The 19,379-nt window shown below is 61.2% G+C and carries 16 protein-coding genes; 11 read left to right on the top strand and 5 right to left on the bottom strand.

Going from position 1 to position 19,379, the window contains the following annotated elements; translation table 11 throughout:
- Positions 1-12 precede the first annotated feature (12 nt).
- The 3 genes from PQR67_RS02640 to PQR67_RS02630 all read left to right on the top strand — a co-directional run bounded on the left by PQR67_RS02640 (position 13) and on the right by PQR67_RS02630 (position 3,229).
- Positions 13-1,119, top strand: coding sequence for an ABC transporter permease (locus tag PQR67_RS02640; protein WP_408454060.1), 1,107 nt, complete (start codon positions 13-15; stop codon positions 1,117-1,119).
- A gap of 18 nt (positions 1,120-1,137) precedes the next feature.
- Positions 1,138-2,067, top strand: a complete 930-nt coding sequence (locus tag PQR67_RS02635; protein ID WP_408454057.1) for an ABC transporter permease — start codon at positions 1,138-1,140, stop codon at positions 2,065-2,067.
- A 67-nt stretch (positions 2,068-2,134) separates the two neighbouring features.
- Positions 2,135-3,229, top strand: coding sequence for a BMP family ABC transporter substrate-binding protein (locus tag PQR67_RS02630; RefSeq protein ID WP_120348222.1), 1,095 nt, complete (start codon positions 2,135-2,137; stop codon positions 3,227-3,229).
- Positions 3,230-3,451: 222 nt separating this feature from the next.
- Here PQR67_RS02630 and PQR67_RS02625 read toward each other — a convergent pair whose 3' ends face one another.
- On the bottom strand, positions 3,452-3,658 hold the full coding sequence (locus tag PQR67_RS02625; protein ID WP_120348223.1) for a dodecin: 207 nt from the start codon (positions 3,656-3,658) through the stop codon (positions 3,452-3,454).
- 174 nt (positions 3,659-3,832) lie between these two features.
- Between PQR67_RS02625 and PQR67_RS02620 the strand changes: the two genes are divergently transcribed.
- From PQR67_RS02620 to PQR67_RS02605, 4 genes are all read left to right on the top strand, one after another.
- Positions 3,833-4,876: an NAD(P)-dependent oxidoreductase gene (locus tag PQR67_RS02620; protein WP_408454053.1), complete on the top strand. Its 1,044-nt coding sequence runs from the start codon at positions 3,833-3,835 to the stop codon at positions 4,874-4,876.
- A 146-nt stretch (positions 4,877-5,022) separates the two neighbouring features.
- A complete protein-coding gene (locus PQR67_RS02615; RefSeq protein ID WP_408454050.1) occupies positions 5,023-6,615 on the top strand; it encodes an ABC-F family ATPase in 1,593 nt (530 codons plus the stop codon).
- Between the two features lie 310 nt (positions 6,616-6,925).
- A complete protein-coding gene (locus PQR67_RS02610) occupies positions 6,926-8,116 on the top strand; it encodes an NAD(P)H-dependent flavin oxidoreductase (RefSeq protein WP_408454047.1) in 1,191 nt (396 codons plus the stop codon).
- A 70-nt stretch (positions 8,117-8,186) separates the two neighbouring features.
- Positions 8,187-8,843, top strand: a complete 657-nt coding sequence (locus tag PQR67_RS02605; RefSeq protein WP_408454044.1) for an OmpW/AlkL family protein — start codon at positions 8,187-8,189, stop codon at positions 8,841-8,843.
- Between the two features lie 137 nt (positions 8,844-8,980).
- Here PQR67_RS02605 and PQR67_RS02600 read toward each other — a convergent pair whose 3' ends face one another.
- On the bottom strand, positions 8,981-9,184 hold the full coding sequence (locus PQR67_RS02600; protein WP_408454041.1) for a DUF1289 domain-containing protein: 204 nt from the start codon (positions 9,182-9,184) through the stop codon (positions 8,981-8,983).
- 754 nt (positions 9,185-9,938) lie between these two features.
- On the opposite strand from PQR67_RS02600, the gene PQR67_RS02595 reads away from it, so the two are divergent.
- The 4 genes from PQR67_RS02595 to PQR67_RS02580 all read left to right on the top strand — a co-directional run bounded on the left by PQR67_RS02595 (position 9,939) and on the right by PQR67_RS02580 (position 14,042).
- A complete protein-coding gene (locus tag PQR67_RS02595; RefSeq protein ID WP_408454038.1) occupies positions 9,939-11,039 on the top strand; it encodes a polyamine ABC transporter substrate-binding protein in 1,101 nt (366 codons plus the stop codon).
- A 92-nt stretch (positions 11,040-11,131) separates the two neighbouring features.
- On the top strand, positions 11,132-12,298 hold the full coding sequence (locus PQR67_RS02590; protein ID WP_408454036.1) for an ABC transporter ATP-binding protein: 1,167 nt from the start codon (positions 11,132-11,134) through the stop codon (positions 12,296-12,298).
- A complete protein-coding gene (locus tag PQR67_RS02585; protein WP_408454033.1) occupies positions 12,295-13,224 on the top strand; it encodes an ABC transporter permease subunit in 930 nt (309 codons plus the stop codon). The genes PQR67_RS02590 and PQR67_RS02585 overlap by 4 nt, the downstream gene beginning before the upstream one ends.
- Entirely contained in the window at positions 13,224-14,042 is an 819-nt protein-coding gene (locus PQR67_RS02580) for an ABC transporter permease subunit (protein ID WP_408454031.1), read from the top strand. The genes PQR67_RS02585 and PQR67_RS02580 overlap by 1 nt, the downstream gene beginning before the upstream one ends.
- An 842-nt stretch (positions 14,043-14,884) precedes the next feature.
- Here the strand turns inward: PQR67_RS02580 and PQR67_RS02575 are convergent.
- The 3 genes from PQR67_RS02575 to PQR67_RS02565 form a co-directional block, all read right to left on the bottom strand.
- Entirely contained in the window at positions 14,885-16,288 is a 1,404-nt protein-coding gene (locus PQR67_RS02575; protein ID WP_408454028.1) for a methyl-accepting chemotaxis protein, read from the bottom strand.
- A gap of 337 nt (positions 16,289-16,625) precedes the next feature.
- Positions 16,626-17,615, bottom strand: coding sequence for an alpha/beta fold hydrolase (locus PQR67_RS02570; RefSeq protein ID WP_408454025.1), 990 nt, complete (start codon positions 17,613-17,615; stop codon positions 16,626-16,628).
- Positions 17,616-17,754: 139 nt separating this feature from the next.
- A complete protein-coding gene (locus tag PQR67_RS02565; protein ID WP_408454022.1) occupies positions 17,755-19,245 on the bottom strand; it encodes a flavin-containing monooxygenase in 1,491 nt (496 codons plus the stop codon).
- Positions 19,246-19,379 lie beyond the last annotated feature (134 nt).

Genomic DNA, 19,379 nt, shown 5'->3' with positions numbered 1-19,379 from the left:
GCACACGCTCCCATGATTCTTCCGTATCGACTCGAAGCACGCACGACGCCCTCGCGCACGATGCAGCTTGCCGTGCCGCTGATTGCCGCGTTGCTCACGCTCGCGATCGGCTTCCTGATCTTCAGCCTGGTCGGCCGCGATCCGCTCGAAGCCATGCACGCGTTTTTTATCGAACCGCTCTCCAGCGTGAACGGCTGGTCCGAACTGCTGCTGAAGGCTTCGCCGTTGTGCCTGATCGGCCTCGGCCTTGCGATCGGCTATCGCGCCAACGTCTGGAACATCGGCGCCGAAGGGCAGATGCTGCTCGGCGGCATTGCGGCGAGCGGCGTCGCGATCTATTTCGATCAGGCCACCGGCTGGTGGATCTTGCCGACCATGATGATCGCCGGCGTGCTCGGCGGCATGGCGTGGGCCGCGATTCCCGCGCTCCTGAAAAGCCGCTTCAACACCAACGAGATTCTCGTCAGTCTGATGCTCACGTATGTGGCCACGCAGTTGCTGATCTATCTGGTGAGCGGTCCGTGGCGCGATCCGCAGGGCATGAACTTCCCGCTCTCGGAGATGTTCGGCGGCGACGCGCTGTACCCGACGTTTTCCGGCGACTGGCACTGGAAATGGCTGCGCGGCACGCGCCTGAACGCCTCCGTGTTCGTCACGCTGATCGCGATTCCGTGCGTGTGGCTCTTCATGCGCAAGAGCTTCGCGGGTTACCGGATGAATGTAGGCGGTCTCGCGCCGCTCGCCGCGCGCTATGCCGGTTTCTCCGACAAGAAAACCATCTGGACCTCGCTCCTGATCAGCGGCGGACTGGCGGGCCTGGCCGGCATGGGCGAGATCGCCGGTCCGATCGGCCAGTTGCAGGCCACATGGTCGCCGGGATACGGCTTCACCGCGATCATCGTCGTGTTCGTCGGACGATTGCATCCGCTCGGCATCGTGCTCGCGAGCCTGCTGATGGCGCTGCTTTACCTCGGCGGCGAAGCGGTGCAGACCTCGATGCAATTGCCGCAGGCGCTCTCCGGCGTGTTTCAGGGGCTGCTGCTGTTCTGCCTGCTGGGTGCTGACCTGTTCGTGAACTATCGCGTGCGCCGGCGCTCTGTCGCCGCGCAAGCCCACTGATTTTCCCGCCGGATCTCCATGGATATTCAACAAGCCAGTGCGCTCACCTCGAGCGCCGTCACCGCCGCGATCCCGCTGATGTTCGCGGGCGCGGGCGAACTCGTCGCCGAGAAGTCGGGCGTTCTCAATCTCGGCGTCGAAGGCATGATGCTGATGGGCGCCGTGACCGGCTACGCGGTCACCGCCATCACCGGCAACCCATGGCTCGGCGTGGTCGCCGCGATTGGCGCGGGGCTTGCGATGTCGCTGCTGTTCGCGTTCCTCACGCTCACCATGCTGGCCAACCAGGTTGCCACCGGCTTGTCGCTGACCATCTTCGGCATTGGTTTGTCGGCCTATGTCGGCAAGCCGTACACGTCGGCAGCGGTGCGCGCCACGATCGACACGTGGACCATTCCGGTTCTCTCGAAGATTCCGGTGCTCGGACCCGCGCTCTTCAGCCTCACGCCGCTCGATTACCTCGCGTTCCTGATGTTCGCGGTGATCGGGTGGTTCCTGTATCGCACGCGTGCGGGCCTCGTGCTGCGCTCGGTCGGCGAATCGCCGCAAGTGGCGCACTCGGTCGGCTTTCCGGTGGTGGGCGTGCGTTACGGTGCGGTGGCCTTCGGCGGCGGCATGGCGGGTCTCGCCGGCGGCTACTACTCGATCGTCAATCTGCACCTGTGGCAGGAACAGCTTACGTCGGGCCGCGGCTGGATCGCGCTTGCGCTGGTGGTGTTCGCGACATGGCGCCCGGGGCGCTTGCTGATCGGCGCGCTGCTGTTCGGCGCCGTGACCGGCCTGCAGTTTTACGCCCAGGCCATCGGCGTGCCGGTGCCGACGCAGTTTCTCGCGATGCTGCCGTACGTCGCGACAGTCGTCGTGCTGGTGCTGATTTCGCGCAACCCGAACACCATTCGTCTGAATGCACCCGCATCGCTCGGCAAGCCGTTTTTCTCGGCGAGCTGACAAGGTTGTCATTTCGTATGACCGACCACACGTTTCAAATCAATCGACAAACACGACAGGAGAGAACATGAAGAGAAGAAATCTGCTGACCGCATTCGCCTGGGGTGCTGCCTCGCTGGCGCTTGCCGCGCCGCTCGCGCAAACCGCGCAGGCCGCCGACGCGCCGGGCGTCGCGTTCGTCTACCTCGGCAATCCTGGCGATGCCGGCTGGACTTTCGCGCACGATCAGGGTTCGAAGGAAGTGGAAGCGAAGTTCGGCAACAAGATCAAGATCACCCGCATCGAGAACGTGCCGGAATCCGCCGACTCGGAACGTGTGTTCCGCGATCTGGCGAACAAGGGCAACAAGATCATCATCGGTTCGAGCTTCGGCTATCAGGACTTCGAACTGAAAGTCGCGAAAGATTTTCCCGATACGGTGTTCCTGCACGCAACCGGCTACAAGAAGGCGCCGAACTTCGGAACCTATGACGTGCGGATGTACCAGGGCGCGTACCTCGCGGGCGTCGCCGCTGGCTATGTGACGAAGACCAACACGCTCGGCTTTGTCGCCTCGGTGCCGATTCCTGAAGTGGTCCGCAATATCAACGCGTACACGCTCGGCGCGCGCTCGGTGAATCCGAAGATTCACACCAAGGTCATCTGGATCAACAGCTGGTTCGATCCGGGCAAGGAAAAGCAGGCCGCTGAAACGCTGATCGGCCAGGGTGCCGACGTGCTGCTGCAAAACACCGATTCGAGCGCAACGCTGGCGACCGCGTCGGAAAAGCACGTGCATGCGTTTGGTTGGGACTCGGACATGAAGAAGTTCGGTCCCGAGGCGCACCTCGGCTCGGTGGTGGCGCACTGGGGCGTGTATTACAACGCGGCGATTCAGCAGGTGCTGGATGGCAAGTGGAAGAACGACCCGGTGTGGTGGGGCATTCCGCAGAAGGCCGTCAACCTCGAGGACCTGAATACGTCGGCGATTTCCGCCGATGCGCAGAAGCAGGTCGCGGCGAAGCGCGATGAACTGGCCGGCGGCAAGTGGGACGTGTTCACGGGCCCGATCAAAGACCAGTCCGGCGCGGTGAAGGTGCCGGCAGGCAAGACGCTGACCGATCCGGAATTGCAACGCCTGAACTGGTACGTGGAAGGCGTGGACGGCTCGCTGCCGAAGTAAGCCGGCTTGCGCGCTCATCGTAGGCGAATCGCGTAACGCTCGACCGGGTCGCGATCGACGGGGTCGCCATTGACCGGGGCGCCTTCGACGGGGTCGCGAAAGACCGATTAACCATCGACCAGGCTGCGGTCTCAGCAACCGCTGCTTTAAGGCGCTGCGTCCAGTACGGACGCAGCTTTTTTTTGCTGCTGATTATGTGTTGACGATGTTTCGGGCAAAGCGCTAGTCGATCCGCAGGCCGACCTTGATGGTCACCTGCCAGTAGGCGACTTTGTCGTTTTCGATCTGGCCCCGCGTTGACGTCACTTCGAACCAGTGCAAATTGCGCAGCGTTTTCGACGCTTTTGTAATCGCGGTGCTGATTGCGTCGTCGATCGATTTGGTCGATGAGCCGGTCAGTTCGATTTGTTTGTAGACGTGTTCCGACATGAACTTCCTCCTTTGACCTTCGTTGGTGTGCAAAAAAAGTATAGGCAATGGATCGCCGCTGACGTCCCTCGTATCAGCGACTCATCTCGCACATCGCGTACCCGATATGCCGCGGCGAGGCGAGCCCGTTATGATGTTCGCGCAACTCAATCCGACATCTGACGAGGCTTGAAAGTGGAAATTGGTTTTTGCGGTCCCGGTCTGATGGGCGCGCCGATGATCCGGCATCTGCTGCGCGCGGGGCATACCGTGCATGTCTGGAATCGCACGCGGGCCAAGGCGGAAGCGCTGCTCGTGGACGGCGCCAGGGTGGTCGATACGCCACGTGAGTTGGCTTCGCGTTGCGAGACCGTGCTGTTGTGCGTGGCGGATGCGGCGGCGGTGGAGGAAACGGTGTTCGGGGCAGGGGGGCTGCTGAGCGTGGACGCCACCGCGCTGAGACGCGTGCGCTGGATCGTCGATCACTCGAGCATTCCGCCTGCCGCGACACGCACGTTCGCGCAACGCGCCGCGGCGGTGGCTACAGTTGCGGGAGAAGCCGCGATTGCAGCTATGGGCGAGCGTGGGGGAGAGCGACAGCCTGAAGGCACAGGCACAGGCACAGGCACAGGCACAGGCACAGGCACAGGCACAGGCACAGGCACAGGCACAGGCACAGGCACAGGCACAGGCACACCGGGCGTCGGCTGGATCGACGCGCCCGTATCCGGCGGTGTTGCGGGTGCGACAGCGGGCACGCTGGCGATCATGGCGGGCGGCGCGGTAGCGGATGTCGAGGCGGTGACGCCGCTCCTCCGCGCTTACTCATCGCGCGTCACGCACATGGGCGACGTTGGTGCGGGGCAAACCACCAAGCTCTGCAATCAGGCTATCGTCACGGCAACTGTTGCGGCGATCGCCGAGGCGGTAAGTCTCGCGCAACGCAGCGGCATCGATGCCTCCAGGCTCACGCAGGGCCTGGCAGGCGGCTGGGCCGACTCGGTGTTGCTGCAGATTTTCGTGCCGCGCATGACGCAGAGCGGCCTCGCGCCGATCGGCGCATTCCGCACGTTCCAGAAGGACGTCGACACGGTTGCCGCGACGGCCTATGAAACCGGCACGCCGATGCCGGTTTCGTCGACGGTCCAGCAATTGCTGCGGCTCGGCGCCGCGATGGGGCTTGCCGAGGCCGATCTGTCGGCCTTCATCGACGTTTTGCAGACGCCGCGCGGCGGCTAGAAGGAAGGCCGGCAGTGTGAACATAGCGTGAACGTGCGATGAACGTGGCGTCAAAACACGCGGGCACGGCGCGTGTGTGGGTCGATTTCGCGATAACCTGCTAAAATATTAGGTTGTTCGCCGATATCACATTCAAAGGACGTGTCGTGCTGTCTACCGCCAATATCACCATGCAATTCGGGCCAAAGCCCCTCTTCGAGAATATCTCGGTCAAATTCGGGGGAGGGAACCGCTATGGCCTGATCGGTGCGAATGGCTGCGGCAAGTCCACCTTCATGAAGATCCTGGGTAGCGATCTGGAACCGAGCTCCGGCAACGTGATGCTCGAGCCGAACATCCGTCTCGGCAAGCTGCGTCAGGATCAGTTCGCGTACGAAGAGGTGCGCGTGCTCGACGTCGTGATGATGGGCCACGCCGAAATGTGGGCCGCGATGACCGAGCGCGACGCGATCTACGCGAACCCGGACGCCACTGACGACGACTACATGCACGCGGCCGAACTCGAAGCGAAGTTCGCCGAGTACGACGGCTACACGGCCGAAGCGCGCGCGGGCGAACTGCTGCTCGGCATCGGCATCGCGATTGAAGACCACAACGGCCCGATGAGCAATGTCGCGCCGGGCTGGAAGCTGCGCGTGCTGCTCGCGCAGGCGCTGTTCTCGAAGCCGGACGTGCTGCTGCTGGACGAACCGACCAACAACCTGGACATCAACTCGATCCGTTGGCTGGAAGACGTGCTCAACCAGTACAACTCGACGATGATCATCATCTCGCACGATCGTCACTTTTTGAACCAGGTCTGCACGCACATGGCCGACATGGACTTCGGCACGCTGAAGGTCTATCCGGGCAATTACGACGACTACATGCTGGCCAGCACGCAGGCGCGCGAGCGTCAGCAGAACGCCAACACCAAGGCGAAGGAACGTGTCGCCGACCTGCAGGACTTCGTGCGCCGCTTCTCGGCGAACAAGTCGAAGGCGCGTCAGGCGACCAGCCGTCTGAAGATGATCGACAAGATCAAGATCGAGGAATTCAAGCCGTCGTCGCGGCAGAACCCGTTCATCCGCTTCGAGTACGAGAAGAAGCTGCACAACATTGCCGTGGTGGCGGAGAAGATCTCGAAGAAGTACGAACGCTCGATCTTCAACGATTTCAGCATTAGCGTGCAGCCGGGCGAGCGTATCGCGATCATCGGCGAGAACGGCGCGGGCAAGACCACGCTGCTGCGCTCGCTGCTCGGCAAGCTCACGCTGGATCACGGCACCGTGAAGTGGGCCGAAAACGCGAACATCGGTTACATGCCGCAGGATACGTACGAAGAATTTCCGGACGACGTCACGCTGATGGACTGGATCGACGGCTATCGCCAGGAAGGCGACGACGAGCAGATGGTGCGCGGCACGCTCGGCCGCCTGCTGTTCAACGCCGACGATATCCGCAAGTCGGTCAAGGTGCTCTCCGGTGGTGAGAAGGGCCGCATGATCTGGGGCAAGCTGATGCTGGGCCGCCACAACGTGATGCTGATGGACGAGCCGACCAATCACATGGACATGGAGTCGATCGAATCGCTGCAGATCGCGCTCGACAAGTTCGAAGGCACGTTGATTTTCGTGTCGCACGACCGTGAGTTTGTGAGCGGGTTGGCAAACCGGATCATCGAAGTGAAGACCAACGGCACGCTGAACGACTTCGGCGGCAACTATGAAGAGTTCCTGACGAGCCAGGGCGTGCAGTAAGCGCTCCTCGCTTCGACGTGTAGCGTCAAGCAAAGCCCGCTTCTTCGAAGCGGGCTTTTTTCATGGCGCGCGACTTACGTTCCGACTGCGGTTCGTCCACGCGTGACGGGCCATTGAGGCCGTTGACCTGTTGACCCACAGATTCGCAGGCGTTGCAACGGAAGAGTCATAGACTTCACGGTGAACTGAGCAGCATCAAGCAACTGGACACAAAACCAGACCGGAAAACAGGTTCATTGATCCGGCACAACGCATGCTCCGCCCGACCACGGATTATCTGCGTTTCGATCGTCCACCCATCGGGTCGCCAATGCTCACTTCTCACTCGTTCCCACCGCTTGTTATCCGCGGCCGCTCGCTGCTTCCGATCGTACAGGGCGGCATGGGCGTCGGCATTTCAGCCCACCGGCTGGCAGGCAGCGTCGCCCGTGAGGGCGCACTCTGCACCATCGCAAGCATCGATCTGCGCCATCACCATCCCGACCTGGTCGAACTTTGTCGGCAATCCCCTGACCGGGCCACACTCGAACAGGCGAACCTCACCGCGCTGGCCCGCGAAATCCACGCTGCCAAAACCCTCGCCGAAGGCCGAGGCATGGTCGCCGTCAACGTGATGAAGGCCGTCAACGCGCAAGCAGACTATGTGCGCGTCGCCTGTGAGAATGGCGCCGACGCAATCGTCATGGGCGCGGGTCTGCCGCTCGACTTGCCGGACATGACTCAAAGCCATGACATCGCGCTGATCCCGATTCTGTCGGACAGCCGCGGCGTCTCGCTGGTACTGAAGAAGTGGATGAAAAAGGGCCGTTTGCCCGACGCGGTCGTGATCGAGCATCCGGCTCACGCGGGCGGCCATCTCGGCGTGGCCAATCTCGCCGACCTGCAAGACCCGCGCTTCGATTTCTTGCGCGTACTCGAGGAACTCGATGCGGTATTCGTCTCGCTCGGCCTGAATCGCCAGGACGTGCCTTTGATCGTTGCGGGCGGCATCAATAGTCATGAAGCCGTGCGCGAGCTACTGGGCGCGGGCGCCAGCGGCGTACAGCTCGGCACGCCATTCGCCGTTACCGAGGAAGGCGATGCGCATCCAAACTTCAAGCGTGTGCTGGCCGAGGCGACGCCTGACGACATCGTCGAATTTGTCAGCGTGACCGGGCTGCCCGCGCGTGCCGTGAAAACGCCTTGGCTGATGCGCTATCTGCGCCACGAAACGAAAATCCGCGACAGGATCGGTGCGCTCAAACATGTTTGTCCAACCGCGCTTGAATGCCTCAGCGTCTGCGGTTGGCGCGACGGTGTCGAGAAGTTCGGCCACTTCTGCATTGACACGCGACTCGCCGCGGCATTGCGCGGCGACGTGGCCAATGGCCTGTTCTTTCGCGGCCGCGAAGCCTTGCCGTTCGGCACGGCGATTCGCAGTGTCCACGACCTGATCGAACTGTTGCTGACCGGTGCGACGCGACCTGCGGTCGCAGGGCGATGGGCGTTCTCGCTGGGTTGATGCGGGTCAACGTGAAACCTGACGGGACCTTCGACAATCCCCGCAAGCAAACAAACACGCGGGGAAGCTCATGAAGCACTCACTCAGGAACAGAATCAAGGCCGCCGCCGTCGCGTCGTGCCTGTTAGGCGCAGGCGCACTGGCGCAGCAGGCGCAGGCCGCCGGCGACGATCAAATGAGCGGCATCCACGCCGGCGACGTGCTGGTGCGTTTGCGCGCAATCAGCATCATGCCTGACGTGGGCACCAACCAGTCGTTGTCGGCGCTCAACGTGGGCGTCAACAATGCCATCGTGCCGGAGCTGGATCTGACCTACATGATCCGCGATTACCTGGGCGTCGAACTGATTCTCGGCACGTCGCGCCATCAACTGACGTCGAGCCTCGGCAATCTCGGCGGCGTGAACGTCTTGCCGCCCACGCTGCTGCTGCAATACCACTTCAACCACGCGGGGCGTATCCGTCCGTACGTCGGTGCGGGGATGAACTACACGTTGTTCTATAACAACGGCCTCAACGCGGGCGGTCAGCCGATCTCGATCAACAACCACAGCTTCGGTCCTGCATTGCAGGCCGGTGTGGACGTGCAGGTGACCAAGTCGCTGTTTGTCAACGCGGACATCAAGAAGATCTGGATGCACACTGACGCTTCGCTTGGCGGACAGTCACTCGGCCGGCTGAATGTCGATCCACTGGTGGTGGGTTTGGGCGTCGGTATGCGATTCTGATTGCCTCGCTTGAGAAGTCACGCTCGTCATGCAAAAACGCCGGAATCTCCGGCGTTTTTTTATTGCAATTCCGATCTCAACCGAGAGACGGATTCACCGATAGGCAGGCCGATGCGGGCAACCGCCTCGTTAGTGGCCTATAACCTGTCGTTCTTGAAACGCATCGCGGTGCCGTCCTGCTTGATCCGTACCCATACGGCGTGCTTTTCCTCGTCACTCAGGAACACCCAATTGGACACCTCGGCGGCAGTGCGCCCGCAGCCTTTGCAGACTTCGTCAAAAAGCGTGGAACAGACGCCGATGCACGGGCTGTCGGGAAGATCGTGAAGATTCGAAACCATCGGAAACCTTAGGGCGGAGAAGCGAAGTTCCGCTATGTTAACCGATGCAGGGAACGCGCTCCGGCGCCGCGCTCGCCGTGGCACAGATGCACGCACGGTTGGCCGCATTTGCCGCCGTGTTCGTCCGGATTCGAATCACGCCCTTCAGCGCGCAATGCTGTACCGGATCCGCGCCATCCAGTGCCGGCGGTTGTTGTAGTCGAGCAGGGCACGATGAGATGTTCGGAGAATGCTTACAAAATGACTGCATCTGCAAATTGATCGAACAAAATCCGGTCTATTTGCCAAACGCCAGACCAGCGCGCCGTTGAGCGCGGTGATGAACACCGCCCGCCGTCTGGGCCAGCGGGGTCAGTGGGCGAGTCTCTCCGCGCCTATTGGGCGTCGTGGCGCGTCGGGCGGCTTACGCTTTTGTCGAGGTTAGCCGTGCGGCATAAAATTCGCGAAAAGCGGCCGCCGACGGAAACTCAAATGCAAGCCGGGTGCGGCGAAGGCGCCACGACGTGACAATGCGGTAACGCCGAGGCTGTCACTGGTGTTTTTTTCGGGTAGACACGCGCCGATAACCCGCTAAAATTGCGCCCATTTTGTAGCGGTACGGCTTGCGCTGTACCGTTTGCGCGACATCTCAGTTTTTTTTAGGGTGCGCGCAATAATTAATGGTAGTTTTCGGGTTTTTCAGGGGAGCCGTGTGCGGTGTGCCGCGGCGTGGGTGAAGACGGCCGGCTCAGGCCGGTCAGGATCGGAGAACGGGATGAAAAGACGGGTAGTGGTGCAGGTGGCGGCGCTGGTCTTGTGCGCGACGCCGTGGTTGACGGCCGCTGCGAAAGATACGCGGCTGAACGTGTATAACTGGTCCGATTACATTGCCAAGGACACCGTTCCGAACTTCACCAAGCAGACTGGCGTTCAGGTCCAATACGACAACTACGACAGCGACGACACGCTGCAAGCCAAGCTCCTCACCGGCAATTCGGGCTACGACATCGTCGTGCCGACCAGCAATTACGCCGGCAAGCAGATTGCCGCCGGCATCTTCGCGCCGCTCGACAAATCGAAGCTGCCGAACCTCAAATACCTCGACCCGTCGCTGATGGCCCTCGTGGCCGGCGCCGATCCGGGCAACAAGTACACGGTACCCTGGGCGTACGGCACGACCGGCCTCGCTTACAACGTCACCAAGGCACAGCAGATCCTCGGCAAGAATGTGCCGCTCGACAACTGGGACATCCTCTTCAAGCCGGAAAACATTTCGAAGCTGAAGACCTGCGGCGTGTCCGTGCTCGACGCACCGGACCAGATGTTCGCCGCCGCGCTGCACTACATCGGCCGCGATCCGATGAGTACGAATCCGGCCGACTACCGCGCCGCGCTCGAGATGATGAAGAAGATCCGTCCGTACATCACGCAGTTCAACTCGTCGGGCTACATCAATGACCTGGTCGGTGGCGACGTGTGCTTCGCGTATGGCTGGTCGGGCGACGTCGTGATCGCCAAGCATCGCGCGCTCGAGGCAAAGAAGCCCTACAAGATCGAGTACTACATTCCGAAGGGCGGTGCCCCGGTATGGTTCGACGTGATGGCGATCCCGAAGGACGCGAAGAACAAGGAAGCCGCGCTCGAGTGGATCAACTACATTGAAACGCCGCAGGTCCATGCCGCGATCACCAACGCCGTCTACTATCCGAGCGCCAACCTCGAAGCGCGCAAGTACGTGGATAAGGACGTGGCGAACGACCCGGCCGTGTACCCGTCGCCTGAAGTCATCAAGACGCTGTTCCTGTTGAAGCCGCTGCCGCCGGAAATCCAGCGCCTGCAAACGCGGCTGTGGACTGAATTCAAGTCCGGCCGCTGATTCGCAGTCGGAGTGAACGGGTCGGTATTATCAAGAAGCCCTCGGTGTCCACCGGGGGCTTTGTTCGTCAAACGCCGGAGTAAAGCATTGTGATGAGTAGTGATCAGTCGGGCGCGCTGAGAGGGACCGCCGCGCCGGTTCCGGGGCTGAACGCCGAAGTGGGCGCTGCGGCAGAGAATTTCGTCCAGATCGTCGACATCGTGAAGAAGTTTGGCGAGACGGCGGCGGTGAAAGGGGTCAACCTGTCGGTGAAAAAGGGCGAGCTATTTGCGCTGCTCGGCAGTTCCGGCTGTGGCAAATCGACCTTGTTGCGCATGCTGGCGGGCCTCGAATCGATCACGTCGGGCAAGATCCTGATCGATGGCGAAGACCTCGCCCAATTGCCGCCTTATCGCCGGCCGGTCAACATGATGTTCCAGTCGTACGCCCTGTTTCCGCACATGAACGTCGAGGCGAACGTGGCGTTCGGCCTGAAGCAGGAGGGTGTGCCGAAATCCGAACTGAAAGACCGCGTGCAGAACGCGCTCGATCTCGTGCAGATGGGCCGCTTTGCGAAGCGCAAGCCGCATCAGCTCTCCGGCGGCCAGCAGCAGCGTGTGGCGCTCGCGCGTTCGCTCGTCAAGCGGCCAAAGCTGTTGTTGCTCGACGAACCGATGTCCGCGCTCGACAAACAGATCCGTCAGCGCACGCAGATCGAACTGGTCAATATTCTCGACAAGGTTGGCGTGACCTGCATGATGGTGACGCACGACCAGGAAGAGGCGATGACGATGGCGGACCGTCTTGCCGTGATGAGTGAAGGCGAGATCATCCAGCTCGGTACGCCGCATGAAGTGTACGAGTATCCGAACAGCCGCTTTTCGGCCGAGTTCATCGGCTCGACCAATCTGTTCGACGGCAACGTTGTCGAAGATGAGCCCGATCACGTGTTCATCGAAACCCCCGACCTGCCGGTCCGTCTGTACGTGAGCCACGGCATCACCGGACCGCTCGGCATGCCGGTGACGATCTCGGTGCGGCCCGAGCGTATCGCGCTCACGCGCAAACCGCCCGAAGGCACGTACAACTGGGGCAAGGGCGTGGTGACGAACGTAGCCTACATGGGCGGCTACTCGCTGTATCACGTGAAGCTCGACGCCGGCAAAACGGTGATCGCCAACGTGACGAGCCTTGCCTTGACGGAGATCGATCCGCCCACCTGGGGTGACGAAGTGTATGTGCGCTGGAGCGCATCGGCCGGCGTGGTGCTGACGTCATGAAGCGCTCGATCAGTTCCTTCGCATCATGGCCGGTGCGCCGCTTCAACCTGACCGGCCGTACCGCGGTGGTGGCCGGTCCGTTCATCTGGCTGCTGCTGTTTTTCCTTGTGCCGTTCCTGCTGGTCGTGAAGATCAGCTTTGCCGATTTGCAGCTCGGCATTCCGCCCTATACGGAACTCACCACGTATACGGATGGCGTGGTTCATGTCGCACTGGACCTGTCGCACTATGCGTTCCTGCTGACCGACAGCCTCTATTTCGCGACCTATGTGAATTCGGTGGTGGTCGCGGCGGTGTCCACGCTGCTGTGTTTGCTGATCGGTTATCCCATGGCGTACTACATTGCGCGATCGAGTCCGGCGAGCCGTAATCTGCTGATGATGGCGGTGATGTTGCCGTTCTGGACGTCGTTTCTGATTCGCGTGTATGCATGGATCGGAATCCTTAAGAATAATGGCTTGCTGAACAACTTCCTGATGTCGGTCGGGCTGATTCATACGCCGATCGAGCTGTATCACACGAACACCGCGGTTTATATCGGCATGGTGTATTCGTACCTGCCGTTCCTCGTGATGCCGCTTTACGCGCACCTTGTGAAGATGGACATGACGTTGCTGGAAGCCGCCTATGATCTCGGCGCGAAACCGTGGCGGGCGTTCTGGCAGATCACCTTGCCGCTGTCGAAGAACGGCATCATTGCAGGTTGTTTGCTGGTGTTCATTCCGGCGGTGGGCGAGTACGTGATTCCAGAATTGCTGGGTGGCGCGAACACGCTGATGATTGGCCGCGTGATGTGGAATGAATTCTTCGACAATGCCGATTGGCCGATGGCGTCTGCTGTGACGTGCGCGATGGTGTTGTTGTTATTGGTGCCGATGGCGTTTTTCCAGTACGCGCAGGCGAAGGCGATGGAGGAAAGGCGCTGATGAAGCCGAACCGGATTTTGCAGTTCATTGCCTTGGGGATCGGGTTTTTGTTTCTCTACATTCCGATCGTGAGTCTGATTGTGTATTCGTTCAACGAATCGCAACTGGTCACGGTATGGACGCGGTTTTCCACGCGCTGGTATGCGGCGTTGTTGCAGGACGACGAGTTGATCGCGGCTGCGTGGTTGTCGTTGCGGGTGGCGTTGCTGACGGCGTTTGCTTCGGTGATTATCGGCACGTGGGCCGGGTTTGTTTTGGCCCGCATGGGGCGGTTTCGTGGTTTTACGCTCTATACCGGGATGATCAATGCGCCGCTCGTGATTCCCGAGGTGATTCAGGGGATCTCGCTGCTGTTGCTGTTCATCGAAATGGCCAAGTGGTTGGGATGGCCCGCCGGGCGCGGTGTTTTCACGATCTGGATCGGGCACGTGATGTTGTGTATTTCATATGTGGCTATCATCGTGCAGTCGCGTGTGAAGGAGTTGAATCCCTCTCTTGAAGAAGCCGCGCTTGATCTTGGAGCGACGCCGATCAAGGTGTTTTTCTTCATTACCTTGCCGTTGATTTCGCAGGCTCTGGTTTCTGGGTGGTTGTTGTCGTTTACCTTGTCGATCGACGATCTGGTTTTGTCGGCGTTCTTGTCGGGGCCTGGGTCGACGACGTTGCCGCTGGTTGTGTTCTCCCGTGTTCGGCTTGGGTTGAATCCGGAGATGAATGCGTTGGCTACGTTGTTTATTGCTGTTGTGACGGTTGGGGTTGTTCTGGCTAACTATTTTATGCAGCGGGCTGAGAGGAAGAGGGCTGTTATGGCGGTGTAGGTTTTTTTTTGCCTGCGCGGCGCTTGGTTGTCTGTTTTGTGGTGTTGGGCTTGATGTGGGTTCTTTGGCCTTTCCTTGCTTTGTTAGTGGTCTGTTTTTTTGTCTGCGCGCCTACGGTGTTGGCCTTTCCTTGTTTTCTTGGTGGTCTATTAGCGTTGCCCCTGTGCGGGGCGGCACTTACTTTCTTTGCCGCCGCAAAGAAAGATAAGCAAAGAAAGCGGCTTCACACCGCCAGCTCATAAGCGGGTCCCCCGCGCAGCCACGGTAGTGGTGCATCTGGAATCCGTGCCCTCGCACATTCAGCCTTGGTGACAAGGCCGTCATACTTCCGGCGGCGCTGCGCGCGCCGACGCGCAGTTCATGGCACCACCCGCTGTGTTTCAGTCCTGCTGTACTTGGTGCGGCGGCACTTCCGAATCCCAATGATGTTCGCGCATTCGGCGCTCCGCCGAGGCGAAGCCGATGGCCCCACCCAACCCAACCGCCCCCCCCGGTTTCCCTGGCAGACCCGTCCGCGACGCACGCAGTGCGGAGTGGGAGCGGATGAGCGCTTTGTCAATAACGCCGAATGTGCGGGGGCACGGATTCCAGATGCACCACTACCGTGGCTGCGCGGGGGATCCGCTTATGAGCTGGCGGTGTGAGCCGCTTTCTTTTGCCTACTTTGCTTTGCGGCAGGCAAAGAAAAGTAGGTGCCGCCCCGCACAGGGGCAACGCGAATAGACCACTAACAAATCAAGGAGAGGCCAAAGAATCCAGACCAAGAAAAGACCAAAAAACCAACAAAACCCCAACACCCCAAAACCACAACCAACAAAGCGCCGAGCAGGCAGAAACCCTGATCAAACCTTATACCCAATCCGAACCCCACCCCAATGCCGTCCGGCAACAAACACCGGCGCCGAAGCATCCTTCATCAAAACAAACTCCCCACCGCCCATATCGCGCCGATACGTCTGCAGCAAGAATTTCTTGACATGCGACGCAGCCGCAATCCCAGTACGATCGTCGAACATCCGCCGATTCCGGCAATTCGCCATATTCCAGACCACATCCTCACGCTGCGCCAAAGAAAACTTCAGATTATGCGTAGGCAGATAACCGCGCACATCGACTGCGGCACAGAACGCAACGCGTGGATCAAGCCCGAGCAACGGCTCCTGAATAGCGGGCAAAACCCGATCGGTAAAAGCGGTGAACCGGGTAACGAACTGAGCCGGATTGCTCCCTGCAACGGGCACATAGCGCTGATCGAACAGATCCTCGATCGACACGTCACCACGAGCAACCGCCGTCTCAAACGCCTTGCTCACCGCTGCCGCAGCCCGCTGCACGGCGTCGATAAACGGCGTATCCGTCGTCTCTACACCGGTTGCCGCAGTCAGTTCGATCAACGTCTCGGATACGCCAAGCAAATTCCCCAGCCTGTCCTTCGCCTGCACGAAGTTCTCGCTCGAATCTTCGACGCCGCTCGCTATCTCCAGCACCTGCGCCTCAAGGCCGTTGCACTGCGTCTCGATGTCGCCGGTCAAGGCGGCGATCTGCCCAGCCTCGTCGTTGAGCTGCGTAATCGCATCGCCCGTCGCATGCACGACGTCGCCGATCCTGCGGGTGCTTTCGCGGACCCGGTGTGCGCGCGCCGTGTTCACCGAGCCCTCGCTGATCAACTGCTCGGTCTGCTGAGTGAGCTGCGCCAACGTCGTTTCGATCTGGCCGGTCGCTTGCGCGGTCTTTGCCGACAGGTTCTTCACCTCGGCTGCCACCACCGCGAAACTCTTGCCGGAGTCGCCGGCACGCGCGGCCTCTATCGCGGCATTCAGCGCCAGCAAATGCGTCTGGCGGGCGATCAGCGAAATCTCCTCGGAGACGCGGCTCACGTGCGCCAACGCGCTGCGCAGTGCGCCAATCTGGCTTTCGATCACCGTCACGCCTTCCACCAGCCCGTGGATGTCGGCGAGCGACGCCTCCAGCGTCTGCTGGGACTCCTGCACACCGGTTGCCGCGCCGGCCGACACGCTGCGCATGGCGCGCGCGGCCGTGGCAATGCGATGATTGCCCGCGAGCGTCTGCGCGGCGGATTCGCGCAGGGCACGGCATACCTGCGCCTGATGCTGTACGCGTGCAGCAACTTCTTCGACGTGGCCCGATACGTCGCAGATCTCTATTCCCAGTTTGCCCGCTTGCGCGGCAATATCGCCGACGACCGTCTGTGAACGGCCGGCCCGGCGAAAGCTGAAACGCGTCATGCTGGTCTCCTTGATGGCGCGGTAGGGTAGCGGTCAATTAGCGCGGTCGCCGATTGCGGATGCCGCGTCTTCTCCCTGTGTTTACGGCGCGCTTGCTGTCGACTTGATGCGGGGTATCCCGCAGTCGTTATGATGTGCACTCGCCGTGCAAACCCGCCACCACTCACACCGCCATTCGTTTCTTACCCGCCAACCATGCTCGACTCCTTCGCACGCGTTTCAGGCTGGCAGCAGTTCTATCACCTGTGGGAGCTGATTGTGATGCTCTGCAAACTGCTTTGGGGGCTGCTGCGCCTGCTCGGGGGCGGTTGAGCGCGCAGCGTGCAGGCAGGAAGAATCAGACCGGCGCGCGGCGCGTGGCTTCGGCGAGCGGTGCAGCGGCGGCGCTCGGGTCGAGAAACGCGCGCAGATCGGCCATCACGCGCTCGGGCGCTTCTTCCATCGGAATGTGGCCGAGTCCCGGGTACATCACCGATTTCGCACCGGGAATGCGGCTCGCGAACTCGGCCGCGTGCGCGGGTGGGATCCAGCGATCCTTCGCCCCCCATAGCACCAGTGACGGCACCTTAAGCGTTTTCAGCACGTCGGTATCGACGTCCTTGAAGTCGAGCGTCGGCACCATCTTGCCGATTGCCGTACGCGTGCCCTCGCCGTGGAAGAATTCGACGTAACGCCGCAGCGTCACGGGATCGAGCTTGCGTGGATCGCCGTACACGTTGCGCACGGCGCTCTTGATAATCGCTTCGGGCAGCCACCACGGAGAACTGACCCGCACTAGCGCGCTGTTGAAGAGGCCGATGTAAATCGGCAGCTTCATCGGAAAACCGGCCGAGTCGATCAGGACGAGTCGTTCGACGGCCTCGCGGTGGCGCACCGCGTAATCCCACGAAATCAGGCCGCCGAGCGAGTTGCCGATCAGCGTCGCGCGCGAGATGTTCAGTGCCTGCATGAACGTATCGATGAAACGCCGGTAGGTGGGCAGGTTCATCGTTTCGATTTCGCCGGCGCTCGAGCGTAGCGGTCCGCTCACGCCGAACGGCGGCAGATCGAGGCGAATCACGCGATACTCGCGCTTGAGTTCGTCCGCAACGCGATTCCACGTATGCAACGAAGAGGCGAAACCGTGAATCATCACGATCGTGTCGCCGCTGCCTTCATCGACATAGTGCACGTCGGCGCCCATGATCTTGACGAACTTCGAACCGCTTTGGGTATAACGCCGCTGCAACTCGGCGCGCGGCACGCTGGTAATGCCGAGTCGCGCGGCGAGCGAGCGGGGCGGCAGCGGTGTTGTCGATGCGGGCGTCGCGGATTCGATACTTGCCATGGTTGTTGTCTCCCTTTAGTTCGAATTAGATCGCCACAGCCTCGGCTGCGGTGTTGGCATCCGTCTGGGCATCGCGAGCGGCCCCTCCTCAGCCTCTGCACCAGCCCGCGATGCAGGCCCTCAGTTACCGCGCGCCGCTCTACGGCGCGAAGCGATACTCGTGCGGCCGCACCCGCCGCGTGCGTTTGCGAAAGCTGAAGGTGAAACCGGGCCACAGCGCGGTGACCTTGCCGCTCTTCGTCTGATACCAGCTATGGCAGCCGCTGACCCACACGGAGTGCTGCATCTGCTTCTGCAGACGCTCATTGAAATCGCGCTGGACGTCCGGCCGCAGGTTCATGGTGCGAGCCTTGCGCCGGCGCAGTACGCGCAGGCAATCGGCGATGTATTGCACCTGCGACTCGATCATGTAGATCATCGAGTTGTGACCGAGCCCGGTGTTCGGGCCAACGATCATGAAGAAGTTCGGAAAGTTGGCGACACTGGTGCCGAGGTAGGCCTCCGGCCCATCGCGCAGCCACATCGCGCCGAGATCCGCGCCGTCGAGGCCGCTCACCTCGAATGGCGCGCCCACGTCGTTGACCTGAAAGCCCGTGCCGCAGATGATCGCGTCGGCCGGGTGGTGCGCGCCGTCGTCGGTCACGATGCCGTCAGCGATGATTTCGCGGATGCCGGTCGTCACCACGTCGACGTTCGGTTGACCGAGCGCCGGGTAGTAATCGCTTGAGAGCAACACGCGCTTGCAGCCGAGCCGGTAGTTCGGCGTCACCTTGGCGCGCAGCGCGGGGTCCTTGACGCGCCGCTCCAGGTAGCTCATGCCGAACTTCATCGGCAATTTCATCAGTTTCGGATTGACCACAAACGCGATCGCGCGCGATTCGAGCTGCCAGTAGATTGCGTTGCGCACGAAGCGTTGCGTGAACGGCAGATGGCGGAATAACCAACGCGCGCGCGGGCCGACGGGTTTGTCCGGCTTGGGCATGATCCAAGGCGCGGTGCGCTGGAACAGTTCGAGTTGCGCGACACGCGGCTGGATCTGCGGCACGAACTGGATTGCACTGGCGCCGGTGCCGATTACCGCGACGCGTTTGCCTTCGAGCGGATAGTGGTGATCCCAGCGCGCGGAATGAAACAGCTTGCCTTCGAAACGTTCGAGCCCCGCGATCTGCGGCATGGCCGGTCGCGACAACGGACCGCTCGCCGCGATCACCACATCGGCCTCGATGTTTTCGCGTGTGCCGTTCGAGTCGATTTCGACTTGCCATGTTTGCCGCGCTTCGTCGAACCGGGCCGAGGCCACGCTCGCATTGCAGCGCACATAGCGCTCGACGCCGTACTTGCGCACGCAATGCTTGAGGTAAGCGAAGATCTCCGCCTGGCCGCCAAACGCACGCGACCACGCCGGATTCGGCTCGAACGAGAACGAATACAGATGCGATGGCACATCGCAAGCCGCGCCGGGATAGGTGTTGTCGCGCCACGTGCCGCCAATATCGCCGGCCGCCTCGTAAATCGTGAACGACGTGATGCCCATCTGCAGGAGACGGATCGCCATGCCGATGCCCGCAAATCCGCTGCCGACAATGGCAATGCGCGGCGCGGCGGGTTGGGCGGATGAGGCAGGCGTCACGGCGGGTCTCCAGGGTAGACGAATTCGGGGTGTCTACATATGTCTACACCCGCATAAGGCGCAGGGTAGACAACTGTACACTTCGCGTCAAGATCGTTTAGAGTACGACTATTAAACGCGCGAGCCGCGCTCTG

The organism is Paraburkholderia fungorum (genome assembly GCF_046026025.1).
Taxonomy (GTDB): domain Bacteria; phylum Pseudomonadota; class Gammaproteobacteria; order Burkholderiales; family Burkholderiaceae; genus Paraburkholderia; species Paraburkholderia fungorum_E.
This window is presented reverse-complemented; position numbering and strand designations above follow the sequence as displayed.